Below are 14,712 nucleotides of genomic sequence, written 5' to 3' on the forward strand. Positions count from 1 at the left end.
TAGCCGTATCTTACATTTAAAAATAAAGAGTATAGACGTGCTATGGAATACTTAAATAAAACGAGGCACTCCTGGATATAAACATTTATCATAAAACACTCTTTTAAAAAAGCTAAGGGGGGTATCTCTATTACAGAATATATGGCTTAACAACATTAACCTATATAACACATTGTGTGTTTTGCTCTAGCCAAGCTATCGCCATCATGACTTTTGATGGATACGTTTAATGGCACGGCGGATTTTCGTAGTCTTCAAGCGATGGCGCTTTCGTAGTACTCTAGTTACCGATTGAAGCGGTAGATGTACTTTTTCTCGCAGATTATTGATCTGTTCTGGTGATAATTCAATCCAGGCGCCGCGTGGTAGCCCTTTGGGTAAGGAAACTCCGCCATAGCGAACCCGGATGAGTCGACTAACCTGTACTCCAACAGCCTCGCACAATCGTCTCACTTGACGATTTCGCCCTTCTTTTAATGTGACAGTGTACCATTGGTTTAAGCCTTCTCCTCCCTGAAATTTAAAATCTTGAAAGGCTGCCAGCCTGTCTGTTAGCTTCATACCAAATGTCAACTGACGCTGTTTGTTTTCGTTTACTACTCCGAAAATACGAACGGCATATTCCCGTTGAATTGCAAAGCTTGGGTGCATTAATCGGTTAGCCAGTTCCCCATCAGTAGTAAATAATAATAACCCCGAAGTATTGATGTCTAATCGCCCTACGGCAACCCATCTGGAATTATTCAGATTCGGAAGGCCTTCAAAAACTGTTGGTCGCCGCTTGGGATCTCGATAGGAGCAGAGTTCACCTTCCCGTTTATAATAGAGCAGCATGCGACACGATTCGTTTTGAATCGGTTTGATAGTAATTATATGGCCATCAACACGGATTTTAGTAGTGTGCGTGACTTCTACACGACTCCCTAAAGAAGAAAGTTCACCATTTACGCTAACACGCCCCTGTTTAATAAAAGATTCGATTTCTCGGCGAGAACCTTGTCCGGTGCGGGCGAGGACTTTTTGTAACTTTTCGCTCATAGCAGACCTCGTCTGTTACCTGCATAGGCGTTAGGTATATAGAAATATTCTTTTAGTAAAAAGAATAGAAATACCTCTAAACTTATACAGGTTTATGCTAAAAATGTACATTTTATTATTTTAATTCAGAGTAATTAAACCGCTGACTGTGGCGTATATTCATTACATCAATCATTCGATTCAGTTGAGTTTCGATATAAACACAAAACCTTATTATAAAAAACCAAAGATTTTATGTACTATTAGTGATAGTTTTATATTTTATAAAAGTTTTACAGAGCAAAACACTTAAGTGCAAGCAACCGTTAAAAAAGGACTTTTTAAAATAAAAACGTCTTTTTTAGCTGAAAAAAGCATCATGAACACTCAACGCACTACGATAGAATCGTGATTTAGATTTATTGATAATAGAAAATGATTCTGTGCTATGTGATGGATCTATTTTAAGATTAGATGGTGTTGCAAAAATGCTCTCAACATAAGTCCTTTAAAATATGTTAATAATTAATCTAAGAGTTGGCCGGGCGTAAACCATGTGCGACGTGCATGAAGACAATCTTCGACTGACATCGTTTTTTTACCCGCCGGTTGTAGTCGAGTTAACGTCAGTACCCCCTCTCCAGTAGCAACCTGAATCCCATCTTTCTTTACAGACAAGATTGTACCAGGGGGGAACGAAGTCCTCTGTTCCTCTTCAACAGAGGCAGCCCAAACTTTAATCGATTGCCCCGCCTTTGGAAAATAGCTAATAGGCCAGGGATTAAAGGCGCGAATGCAACGTTCAAGCTGTATAGCCGGTAAACGCCAATCGATTCTTGCTTCTTCCTTGCTCAGTTTGTTCGCATAAGTAGAGCATGTATTATCTTGTAGTTCCGCCTTAACGCTTCCGGAAGCGAGTTTTTCCAGAGTGATCAATAAAGCGTCTGAGCCAATTTTTGCCAATCTGTTATACAGTGCAACGCTCGTGTCGTTAGATTGAATATTGCAGACTACCTTGTGTAACATTGCACCAGTATCGAGGCCTGCATCCATCTGAATAATCGTTACGCCCGTTCGGTCATCTCCGGCCCATAATGCTCGCTGAATCGGTGCCGCTCCACGCCAGCGTGGCAATAATGATCCATGCACGTTAATACAACCCAAACGCGGTAAATCCAATATTTCTTGGGGTAAAATCAGACCATACGCAACTACTACCATAAGATCCGCCTGCAGAGTAACTTGGAACAGTGTCCCTTCGGGTTTTCTTAGTGTAGAAGGCTGAAATACTGGCAATTGATGCCGTTCTGCTAACTTCTTCACTGGACTGGCAGTCACTTTCTTACCGCGACCAGAAGGTCGATCTGGCTGGGTCAAAATACCGATTACCTGATGTTGAGTATTGATTAATGCAGACAAATGGCATGCGCTGAAATCCGACGTACCTGCAAAGATAATACGTAAAGAGTCTGACACGATCCTTCCTATTTTAAGGTGTTGGTTACTTTTCTAGTCGCACTCTCATACGTGCTAATTTTTTCATTTTTTGACGGATCCGTTGATGTTTTAATGGCGAAAGGTAATCGACAAACAGTTTACCCATTAGATGATCCATCTCGTGCTGCACACATATCGCCAGAAGATCGTCTGCCTCTAGATCAAAACTGTTACCGGCACACTCTAGTGCCCTTACTTTTACTTTTCCTGCTCTTAGAATGAAGGAGCGCTGATTAGGAATTGATAAGCAACCTTCCTCAATACCAATCTCACCGCTTTTTTCTATCAGTTCGGGATTAATTAAGACTAAATGTTGTGTACGATTCTCAGAGAGATCAATCACAATGATTTGCAAGTGAATATCAACCTGAGTGGCAGCAAGACCAATAGCCTCTTCGGAATACATGGTGTCAAACATATCATCAACGATGCGACGGATGGTATTATTGACTGCGGCAACAGGCTTGGCGACTTTACGTAGCCGCTCGTCGGGATAATGTAATATTTGTAGTAGTGACATCGTGTTCTAAATCTATATCTAAGTATAAAAAACATATTGATCCAGATTCTAAAGATTTCTAAGACTGATTGACAGTATTTGAGCATAAATCTCTAGACATGACCCCCAACGGCTAGCCGAGTCACCTAAAAAAGAAGTAACAGAGTGATACTAGTAAGAGTAATGTTCTGGTGAAGAACTTTACTAGATAGTATTCACTATTTATTAGTGGATACTAATTGGTTTTGATGATTTAGGTGAAATATAGAAATAATATAATTGGATATAATTATAAATAGAATAGCATGAAGATGCTTTTACTAAAACAGATAATAACGAATCCTGCCATTAAATCTAACCTTCAAGCATATCCCTCATTGTTTACAAACGATGCTTTTATAGCTTTAGAAAAAAAGTATGGTAGATTTCCTATTGAAAATCGTGTGGAGAATTTACTAGTGTTATATATAAACCAACATACCCCGGTCACCTATAGATGAGAGATAAACTCATAACACATGAAGAAAATGGAAAATACTTGTTTAAAATTAATACGAAAGTAAGCATGCTCAATAGATGTTTAAAAATCTATAATCGCTATTAGCTGAAACTAAATGTAAAATGTTCTCTAGTTCATTACGATAACAATCGTATAGGGAACTCATATTGAAGAGGTTATCTTCATGATTGTGTATAAAAAAACTTATCGTCGATATCGAATTCCTTCTAAAATTTAAAGGGATACTCTAGTGCGAGTATGGAACTATAGAAAAAAACTGCAATAGCAGTTCCCCTCTTTTTTTTCCAGTTAGAAAGAATATCTAAAAATATTTTTAGTTGTCAATCAAGTATTGACTCAATTAATCTTCAGTAGTAAAACTTTACTCTAGTTTTTAAAAAAAATAATGGAATCGTTTTTTTTAAAAAAACCACATGCTCCTCATCGACTTAAAACTCCTTATAAACCGAGTTTTCATGATAGAAAATAGCACTTCTCTTGGGCTATTTACAATGCTGGATATTCGGTGAAACACTTACTGAGATGTTTGCTAAAGCGGAACCTCATATGAGAAGCAATCGTACAGATGGAAGCGAAAAATGAAACAAGAAATCTCTGTAGAGATAGACATCCTGTGTGCAGTGTGCAAGTTTCATCAAACTTGAGTATCTAAGTTTTACGACGTATGCTCTTTTGAAGAGTGTACTTAACATTGAGACAACTCGGATATAAAAGTAACACTCTTCATATCTTCGCATAATGTCACACATTACAATCGAGGGTTAACCTTAAAACAGCACAAGGTATAATCCGTCAATTTTTACTGTGTTAACTGGTCTTTATTTTTTCCTATGGAGCTTATTCGCGGAATACATAATTTACATTCACGTCATTATGGGTGCGTATTAACTATCGGTAATTTCGACGGCTTTCATCGTGGGCATCAGGCACTAGTAGCGGCATTGCAGACCTTAAGCCTTAAGCGTAGGCTGCCGGTAATGGTGATGATATTTGAACCTCATCCGCAGGAGTATTTTTCCGGATCCGATGCACCGTTTCGCTTAACTCGACTCCGAGATAAGGTGAAATACCTAGCAGGGGCTGGTATCGATGCAGTGTTGTGCGTCACTTTTAATAGGCAGTTTGCATCGCTTAGTGCTAATGCGTTTGTGACGGAACTGTTGGTGAAAAAACTAGGGGTGCGTTTTATTGGTGTGGGGGATGATTTTCGTTTTGGTGCCCGTCGGCTAGGCAATTGCGCTTTACTTACTCAGGCGGGGAAAAAAGCCGGCTTTCAGGTGATAAAAACCATGACCTACACTGAAGGCGATCGACGTATTAGTAGCACCGCTATACGAGAAGCTTTATCACAGGATAAACTGGTAGAGGCAGAAATTCTGCTAGGGCATTCCTACCGTATCTCTGGTCGGGTAATACGCGGGGCCGGTCTTGGACGGACTATTAATTTCCCCACGGCCAACGTCTCACTAAAAGGACGGCAGACACCCATAAACGGCGTATATACGGTAGAGGTCTGTGGTATTGGTGAGCGATCTTTACCTGGGGTGGCAAATATCGGTATTCGACCCACATTATCCGGTCAAGTACAGCGATTAGAACTTCATTTACTAGATGTGGCTATGAACTTATACGGACAGCATATCGAAGTAGTAATACGTACAAAATTACGTGATGAACAAATGTTTAAATCGCTAGATGATTTAAGGCGGCAAATAGCGAATGACGTCGTGAGCGCTCGCGATTTTTTTGGGCTAGCGACCCCTAATCACATTCAAACCGAAAACGATATTGAAAATCGAGAATGGAATGGCTGACTATAAAAACACCATAAATTTGCCGAATACAGGGTTTTCTATGCGGGGCGATTTAGCCAAACGTGAGCCTGCTATCTTACAGCGATGGCATGAACAAGATCTGTATGGGATGATTGGTCACTCTAAGAAAGGCAAAAAAACATTTATTCTTCACGATGGACCGCCATATGCAAACGGTAGTATTCATATTGGTCACTCAGTCAATAAAATTCTCAAAGATATTCTTATTAAATCTAAAAGCCTGATGGGCTACTACTGCCCCTACGTCCCGGGCTGGGATTGCCATGGTCTGCCAATTGAATTAAAAGTCGAGGCACTCATCGGTAAATCGGGAGAAGAGGTCACGGCTTCCGAGTTCCGCGCTGCTTGCCGTCGTTACGCTATTGAACAAGTCGAGGGGCAGAAAAAGGATCTCATACGATTAGGCGTGCTTGGTGATTGGGAACACCCTTACTTAACAATGAACTTTTCAACTGAGGCAAATATTATTCGCGCCTTCAGCCAGATCATAGCTAATGGTCACGTGTATAAAGGCGCTAAGCCCGTGTATTGGTGTATCAACTGTCACTCTTCATTGGCGGAGGCTGAGGTTGAATACTTCGAAAAAACTTCCCCATCTATCTACGTGGCGTTTTCTGCTATAGACACTTGTACAGTCGCTTCTAAGTTCGGCATCGCTAATTTTAGTGATCACATTTCACTACTTATCTGGAGCACTACACCCTGGACCCTTCCTGCTAACCGCGCGATCGCTATCCACCCCGATTTTGACTACCAATTAGTAGAGGCCGATGGGAAAAACTATATACTAGCTGCGGCACTAGTAAAGAGTGTAATGGTACGCGCTGCCATTAAGGACTGGAAGGTACTGGGCGGTGCTAAAGGGAGTACGCTTCAGCTGCTTCGATTCCGCCATCCATTTATGGATTTCAATGTACAGACTGTTCTAGCTCACCACGTGACGAGAGACGTAGGTACCGGCGCAGTACATATTGCTCCCAGCCATGGAACTGATGATTATATCACTGGCCAGAGGTGTGGGTTAGAAGCCGCCAGTCCAATTGGGCCAGACGGTTGTTATCTAGCGGGCACACTATCATCACTGGATGGGTTGCAAGTTTTCAAGGCGCATGATGTAATCATCAGGCTGCTACGTGACAACGGTGCTCTATTCCATCTTGAAAAATTACAACACAGTTATCCACAATGCTGGCGGCATAAAACACCAATTATCTTTCGTGCAACACCGCAGTGGTTTATTAGTATGGATCAGTGTGGTCTACGTAAGAAAGCGCTAGCGGAAATTCAGGACGTGAAGTGGATTCCAAACTGGGGACAGGCGCGAATCAAGGCTATGGTAGCTAACCGTCCTGACTGGTGCATTTCCCGTCAGCGTACCTGGGGCGTTCCCATGGCGCTGTTCGTGCATAACAATACTCAAATGCTTCATCCACGCACTATCGAATTAATGGAAATTGTAGCTCAACGGGTCGAAAAAGAGGGTATTCAAGCGTGGTGGGATCTGGATCCCGCCGAGATTCTTGGTGACGATGCAAGACATTACCACAAAGTGCTAGACACACTTGATGTGTGGTTCGACTCCGGTTCTACGCACTCCTCTGTTCTGGTTGGGCCAACCGAATTTAAAGGGCATCGATTTGATATATATTTAGAAGGTTCGGATCAGCATCGTGGCTGGTTTATGTCTTCACTAATGATTTCCGTCGCTATATACGGTAAAGCACCGTATCGTCAGGTATTGACCCATGGTTTTACCGTTGATGGACAGGGCCGAAAAATGTCCAAATCATTAGGCAATGTCGTTAGTCCAGATCAAGTAATAGGAACACTGGGAGCGGATATTCTCCGTCTGTGGGTTGCTTCTACAGATTATACCGGTGAGATGGTAATCTCAGATGTGATACTGAAGCAAACTGCCGATACCTATCGCCGTATCCGAAATACCGCACGTTTCCTTCTGGCTAACCTAAATGGTTTTAATCCGACATCCCATAACGTGTGTCCAGAGGATATGCTAGTGTTAGATCGCTGGGCAGTCAGTCGGGCAAAATCAGCACAGGAAGAAATCATCGCATCTTATGAAAGTTATGATTTTCATAATGTCGTGCAACGAACAATGCACTTTTGCTCAGTCGAAATGGGTGCTTTCTATTTAGATATTATCAAGGATCGTCAGTATACTAGCAAAGCTGGTAGTATCGCTCGTCGCAGCTGTCAGAGCGCACTATATCACATCATTAATGCCTTGGTAAGATGGATATCGCCTATTATCTCGTTTACCGCAGATGAAATCTGGAGATTTATACCAGGTGAACACGCGCAATATGTTTTTACCGAAGAATGGTATGATGGGTTGTTTGGGATAGATACTGTTTACCCATGGAATAATACTTATTGGCAAACTTTATTACGAGTTCGTTGCGAAACTAATAAAATTATCGAGCAGGCTCGTGCAAAAAAATATATTCGCAGCTCACTGGAAGCATGTATTACACTTTACGCAAAACCGGAACTTGCTGCCTCCCTCTCTGAATTAGGAGATGAACTCCACTTCGCGCTACTAACCTCACATGCAGTTGTGGTGAATTATTCTGATGCAGGCGATGATGCATTACAATGTCAAGGGATACAAGGGCTAAAAATTCGTTTATCAAAAGCCAAAGGGCAAAAATGCTCGCGATGCTGGCACTATGAGACAGATATTGGTCAGCATACAGAACATCCAAAAATCTGTGGCCGCTGTATTAGTAATGTTCTTGGCGAGGGAGAAAAGCGTAAATTTGTCTAATGAAGAAAAGAATAATGTCTACAGGACTTCCCTGCCTTTGGTTGACCCTGGTAGTTTTAGCACTGGATTTAGGTAGTAAGCAGTGGATTATGGCGAATTTTTCATACGGGGAATCCGTACCGATTTTCTCGTATCTTAATTTTACTTATACTCTCAATCCAGGTGCAGCATTTAGTTTCCTCGCTAATAAAGGAGGAGGGCAGCGCTTCGCGTTTTCCGCCATAGCGGTGGTGAGCGTAGTGATGTTAGTGGGGGCAATGTATCGTTCGGATAAGTGGGCTAGGGTGTCTAACACCGCTTATGCAATGATTATCGGTGGGGCTCTAGGAAATCTGCATGACCGTATAGTACATGGTGTGGTAATCGATTTTATTGATTTTAATGTCCGAAATTGGCACTGGCCTATTTTTAATATTGCAGATGCTGGTATTTGTATCGGCGCCTTATTGATTGTAATAAATAGTTTTCAGCATCCTCATGATTAGTATATTGACTATAAAATTTACAGTAATGCTGTACACTCTGTACAACACATAGTCCATGATTACGGTATTCTGATCTTCAGTTTCTGTAAAATAGTTACATGCTTACATGCTTACATGCTTTCAGCTTGCTTTCCTAAAACAGCTAATTCAGCAGGTGAACACCACTCAGACGTTTATCGGTATCCTAGGCCGATCATAAGTTTCTTTCTGATTTCTGAGGGGAAATTGGACTTCTTTTGGCCTTATTCTATTCACGGAATAGAACGCTAGTGAAATACTGAGGGTCAATCATTGAAGTAACGAAAAACTTCATTAGAAGTTGATTCTTCCGTTTAGGTATCGCGGCACTATTATCTTGTGTGATATTAAAGTAATAGTAATTTTTTTTGAAGCAGAGAGTGGATAATGCGCATACTTCTAGCTAACCCTCGTGGATGTTGTGCAGGTGTCAACCGTGCAATCAGCATTGTAGAGCAAGCTCTTGAAATGTATAACGCACCTATTTATGTGCGACATGAAGTAGTTCATAATCGTTATGTGGTGGATAAGCTACGTCAGAGGGGTGTAGTTTTTGTTGAAAAAATCTCTGAAGTCCCCAATCATTCCATTCTAATTTTTTCTGCCCATGGTGTTTCCCAAGTAGTACGAACAGAAGCGCGAAGCCGCAATTTAACCGTATTTGACGCCACCTGCCCGCTAGTGACTAAAGTCCATATGGAGGTCGCGAGAGCCAGTAGAAAGGGTGCTGAGGCTATCCTTATTGGCCATATCGGACATCCGGAAGTTGAGGGTACCATGGGGCAATATAATAATCTAAATGGTGGAATATACCTGGTCCAATCATTGGATGATGTTTGGCGACTAAAGGTTAAAAATATCAATCACCTATATTTCATGACCCAAACGACTCTATCTGTACAGGATACATCAGAGATCAGCGGCGCCCTACGCAAGCGATTTCCTTCTATTCTCGGGCCGAGAAAAAATGATATTTGCTACGCTACCACTAACCGTCAAGAAGCAGTTTGCAATCTTGCTGCTAATGCAGACATTGTACTAGTTGTCGGTTCAAAAAATTCATCCAACGCTAATCGACTAACTGAGCTGGCACAACGAATTGGTAAGCCGGCATATTTAATTGACAGCGCCGGAGATATAGAACAACACTGGCTGAAAAGAATACAAATCATCGGTGTTACCGCTAGTGCTTCGGCACCGAACATTCTGGTAGAACAGGTAGTGGATCGCTTATATTCGCTTGGTGCTAAAGATAGCGAAGAACTCCTCGGTCGTGAGGAGAAAATTGTATTTGAAATCCCGAAAGATCTGAAGATAAAAGTGAAAGTAGTCACATAATGCCCCATGTTGATCTTACCGAGCTCATTGTAAAGCGCGCTGTCTGATGTCGATATATGCTATAGCTTTCATAGCTTATGACAATCATAGATTTTTCGCGTCTAGACAGACTAGCCTCAGAAAGCAAGTGGTTAGCTTGGCTAATTGTTTTTTAACTAGTAGTTCAAATCTATTGTCGTTCACCAGACTATCTTGTATGTTGTTCTGGCTGTTCTACAGTAAACTGTATTATTAAACAACGAGTTATAGTCCAGATATTACGATAACAATATAAACATACACCATATCAATTCTGAATACTATAGCACTGGTTGACATCCCGTGGATAAGGTTCGATTACATACTTGCTATGTGTGCATTAAAAAATACTCAACAGATAAGGTGATATCACCTAAATTTAGGTAACCATGAAAGACGTTCTTTATAAGAAGACACTTTACAATGGGTAAGTTACGATACATAACCCGTATTAATTTCAAGAAATCTAACTCAGCATATTAAAAACGATATCACGCTCAAGAGTGTTAAGTGTATAAAGATGCACTAAAACACCTTTGTTTATATTCTACTGAAGTAATGCAAAATTACACAACACTCAAATATGTTCCTCTATAATATTATATATTACCTTGATTAGAAAATCATAATTGCCATTGCAATCTACAAAAAATTACGGCAAAGTCAGAATTGCATTTTTATGCAAAAACTAGATTAGTATCCAGCAATAGCGATATTTAATCAATGAATATTTTTATGATGACCTTTTTGTTTTGATGCTGTTACTGGGGGTTTTTCTTAGGCTAGGAAAGTTTACATGAAAAAGATAATCTTGCTCTTAATCACCTTGGGACTAACGGGTTGCGTCGGGTATCAATCTGAAACAAAAGCGGATAACTCATTAATTCATTATAAAGATTATGTAGTGAATACGTCCTATTCATCTCAGTCACAGGATGAACGTATCCGATTTCTCATATTCCATTATACCGCTGTTAATGATAAAGAATCCCTTCGCTTACTTACCCACGGTAGTGTAAGCGCCTATTATCTCATTCCCTCATATCCCAAACAACTTAACAAGAAACCGGTGGTCTTACAGTTAGTGCCAGAAAATAAACGGGCCTGGCACGCTGGCGTCAGTAGCTGGGCCGGACGGAATAACATTAATGATACTTCCCTTGGGATCGAAATTGTTAATGACGGTTTTCATGAGGGAAAAACCGATAGACCACTCTGGATTCCTTATCACAAAGAACAGACAGTGTTAGCAACCCATCTTGCCCGAGACATTATAGCTCGCTATCATATTAAACCGCAGAATGTTCTTGCACATAGCGACATCGCACCACTGAGAAAAAGTGATCCTGGCCCATTATTTCCATGGAAGGAAATGGCGCAGCAAGGTATAGGTGCTTGGCCAGATACGGTGACAGTAAAAAAATATTTACAAGGCACACATCGCTGGTCTCCTGGTGATGTCGCAGTCATTCAGCAAGCGTTAGCTGCATATGGTTATACTATCCCACAAACAGGTAATAAGGATAAAGAAACATGCCGAGTCATTCGCGCTTTTCAAATGCATTTTCGTCCAAACAACTTCACTGGGGTAGCAGATAAGGAAACGGAAGCGATTATTCAAGCGCTGCTTGAAAAATACTCTCACTAAGGCAAAAGCTTATTTTTGTCGTTCTTAATACGCGAATAAATCGTTAGATTTTAGTTATACAATCATTATACATACCCGTTCATCTTGCTTTTCTGTGTCAAGCGTAAGAGAGATTTTATGAAATCCCAGCTCCATAGCTAATGTTTAATAAACCACGAAATACACATGGCACAAATGACTTGAGTTTCTATAGAATAGCCATATCCGTAAAAATATCTTTTCTTATTATTGTATATGCAATGATGAAAACAAAAAACTATTATCCCCCGATAATCTGCATATATCCCTGAAGTATTTGAACAAATACCTATTCAAATCTTATGAGCGATCTTTGTATGGATACAATGCACTCGATTTAAACAGTGTGTATATCTCGATAAGAAGAGATAATTCTCCAATCCCTTTATCCATTAACAATAGATTAAAAACATACGCTGAAATATTTTATGAATTGTGTCATCGTTCGGTATTGAAAACACAACATTCGCTATCATTACAATACAGTAGTTATGCTCGTAAAGAGACTCTATACTTACTCTGAAAAGCATGCATGAAAAGTTGATTTATTACATAGAGAGGGATAGAAAAACGTGAGATGCATAAAAATATAGAGTCTACAGAAAACATTGTTACATAAGCACAATCCCCGTTATATACTATTGCTGGATAATGCTATAAGGACTAGAAGAGCTCTTCAGCTCTATCATCTTTAAGATAAATCATATATGACTGCCAAAAACGGATTTATGCGTGTTATCCGTTATTCACGCATTTATAGTTAACGCAGTTAGGAAGCGCTTATTCGCTACCTGTATTATTTTATATCTTCTTTATCCTAAGCGAGCTCATCGGGTTTTTATCCTCGTTGTTGGAGTCTTCAAAAATACTTTCAAGATTTCTCGTAATGCATATCTAGGCACCGTATTAGCGTGAATCAATTCTCTAGTTATTCCTTAATAACCTTACACTTACAAGGTAAGTTAACTGACTGTATCACAGAATCCTCATGTTCCTCTGCTTTCCAGTTTTCACTCTGCAATATCAATGAGTTCATAGTTTCATTCGAAGACGGCCTATTTCTTTTTTTCTCTAGAGTCTGTAAATCGACTACGGAAAGATAATAGTGAAGTGTTTTAAGTACCTTAAAATTTCAACTATTTTATATTAATTCCTCAATAATTTAATCGATTTTTTCTGCTCAATCTTCAAGCTATATACATGGTAATAACCTTGTTATTAAGACGTTAGCTTGTAGTCATATTGACATATTCACATAGTAGCAAGTGTTTCGTGACCTTCAAAGTAAAAGATTTCCTATTGGGATTAGCATTTGAATCTTAATCCATATTAAGGTAAATTTCGTTTTCACCTATTTTTTAAAATGTTTATGGAAAAAAAGATAATGCATCAATTATTTCAACGAAATTTCTTGAGGTTAATGGATTTCACCTCTACTGAAATTAATCAATTACTAGGTTTAGCCGGTGACCTAAAACATCAGAAGCGTAACAGACACGAGATCCCAGCTCTAGTCGGTAAAAATCTTGCGCTTATCTTTGAAAAAGATTCCACTCGTACCCGTTGCGCGTTTGAAGTTGCTGCTTTTGATCAAGGGGCTCATGTTACCTATTTAGGGTTACATGGAAGCCAAATAGGCCATAAAGAATCCATTAAGGATACTGCTCGAGTACTTGGCCGTATATATGACGGCATTCAATATCGCGGTTATAGCCAAAAAATTGTCGAGACACTTGCGCACTATAGTGGCGTACCGGTATGGAATGGACTGACAAGCGAGTTTCATCCGACTCAGTTACTCGCTGATCTGCTTACTATCAGGGAATGTTTGCCGAAAAAAGCCTTTAATCAAATTAAATTAGCCTATGTTGGTGACGCACGAAATAACATGGGTAATACGCTGCTGGAAGCAGCGGCGTTAACCGGAATTCATCTTCGACTCGTCGCTCCAAAAATCTACTGGCCGCATCACAACCTACTGACTATCTGCGAAAAAATGGCATTAAAAAATGGTGGAGGAATTACTCTTACTGAAGATATTGGAACTGGTGTGAAGGGGGTCGATTTTATCTATACTGATGTGTGGGTGTCAATGGGCGAAGAAAAAGAAGTATGGCAGGAACGTATCGCACTCCTAAGAACATATCAGGTTAATATGGCCATGCTGCGTCAAACCGAAAATCCACAGGTGAGATTTTTACACTGCTTACCTGCATTTCATGATGATCAAACGATCCTCGGTAAGGAAATGGCGGCGAAATATGATCTGTCTGAAGGCATGGAGGTTACGGATGAGGTATTTGAATCCTCTCATAGTTTAGTATTTGAACAGGCGGAAAATCGTCTTCATACGATCAAGGCCGTGATAGTGTCGACACTGTCTCAGTCTTATCAATCAAATAATATCTAAACATTTGTCATAAAGAGTATTGAGATCGCTATTCCCCTGAGTATTCTTTTGCCTCACACGACTTCTAATCAACGCATTTGGCGACTAATTTATATTAGTCATTGCCGATGCGCACATTGTACATCACTACATATGCACTATCTCCCAGAGATGCAGGCATGTTCTATAATTTATCAACTTCATGTTCATGATGTGATGTAGGCGGAAAACAGAGTTTTCTGTTATAAAAATATTTTTTATAGGTTACTAACGAATATCTCTTAGATAAAGAGATATCATAAGTGTAAGCGCTCGTATTAAATGATTTTAAGAGAGTGCGGAGAACTGAATATCTATCTAATGTAAGTCATAATAGACACAATTGCTAAATCTTATAAGCTCGATACAAGATCATTAAATCTGTATTAAAAATAACTATTTGGAGCAGATCATGAGATCGTTTGTAAAAAATAAGGCGGGTTTCTTATAAAGAATGTACTAGTTACTGCTTCCTTCAATAACACAAAATGAACATACATAAAACCCGATGTTTGTTTCTAGAAGAAACACTTGATCTTTAATATTCCATTCTTTAGTTCTACATGATTATTTACAATATCAAACAACGAAACCCTATGCAGC

9 protein-coding genes are annotated in these 14,712 nt (G+C 39.9%); 6 read left to right on the forward strand and 3 right to left on the reverse strand.

Translation table 11 applies throughout. From position 1 onward, the window contains the following. Window positions 1-204: 204 nt before the first annotated feature. The 3 genes from rluB to def all read right to left on the reverse strand — a co-directional run bounded on the left by rluB (window position 205) and on the right by def (window position 3,034). Entirely contained in the window at window positions 205-1,038 is an 834-nt protein-coding gene (gene rluB / locus GFK82_RS02095; RefSeq protein ID WP_226810297.1) for a 23S rRNA pseudouridine(2605) synthase RluB, read from the reverse strand. Between the two features lie 504 nt (window positions 1,039-1,542). Next, a complete protein-coding gene (fmt, locus tag GFK82_RS02100; RefSeq protein ID WP_226810298.1) occupies window positions 1,543-2,493 on the reverse strand; it encodes a methionyl-tRNA formyltransferase in 951 nt (316 codons plus the stop codon). A gap of 25 nt (window positions 2,494-2,518) precedes the next feature. Continuing rightward, on the reverse strand, window positions 2,519-3,034 hold the full coding sequence (gene def / locus GFK82_RS02105; RefSeq protein WP_226810299.1) for a peptide deformylase: 516 nt from the start codon (window positions 3,032-3,034) through the stop codon (window positions 2,519-2,521). A gap of 1,329 nt (window positions 3,035-4,363) precedes the next feature. On the opposite strand from def, the gene ribF reads away from it, so the two are divergent. From ribF to argF, 6 genes are all read left to right on the forward strand, one after another. Continuing rightward, on the forward strand, window positions 4,364-5,347 hold the full coding sequence (ribF, locus tag GFK82_RS02110; protein ID WP_226810300.1) for a bifunctional riboflavin kinase/FAD synthetase: 984 nt from the start codon (window positions 4,364-4,366) through the stop codon (window positions 5,345-5,347). Next, on the forward strand, window positions 5,340-8,156 hold the full coding sequence (gene ileS, locus GFK82_RS02115) for an isoleucine--tRNA ligase (RefSeq protein ID WP_226810301.1): 2,817 nt from the start codon (window positions 5,340-5,342) through the stop codon (window positions 8,154-8,156). Before ribF ends, ileS begins: the two co-directional genes overlap by 8 nt. Next, window positions 8,156-8,641, forward strand: a complete 486-nt coding sequence (gene lspA, locus GFK82_RS02120) for a signal peptidase II (RefSeq protein WP_226810302.1) — start codon at window positions 8,156-8,158, stop codon at window positions 8,639-8,641. The genes ileS and lspA overlap by 1 nt, the downstream gene beginning before the upstream one ends. 405 nt (window positions 8,642-9,046) lie before the next feature. Continuing rightward, a complete protein-coding gene (gene ispH / locus GFK82_RS02125) occupies window positions 9,047-9,997 on the forward strand; it encodes a 4-hydroxy-3-methylbut-2-enyl diphosphate reductase (RefSeq protein ID WP_226810303.1) in 951 nt (316 codons plus the stop codon). Between the two features lie 814 nt (window positions 9,998-10,811). Then, window positions 10,812-11,663, forward strand: a complete 852-nt coding sequence (locus tag GFK82_RS02130; protein ID WP_226810304.1) for an N-acetylmuramoyl-L-alanine amidase — start codon at window positions 10,812-10,814, stop codon at window positions 11,661-11,663. A gap of 1,402 nt (window positions 11,664-13,065) precedes the next feature. After that, window positions 13,066-14,091, forward strand: coding sequence for an ornithine carbamoyltransferase (gene argF, locus GFK82_RS02135; protein ID WP_226810305.1), 1,026 nt, complete (start codon window positions 13,066-13,068; stop codon window positions 14,089-14,091). The last annotated feature ends 621 nt before the right edge of the window (window positions 14,092-14,712 follow it).

This window comes from Candidatus Steffania adelgidicola, from assembly GCF_020541225.1.
GTDB classification, from domain to species: domain Bacteria; phylum Pseudomonadota; class Gammaproteobacteria; order Enterobacterales; family Enterobacteriaceae; genus Steffania; species Steffania adelgidicola.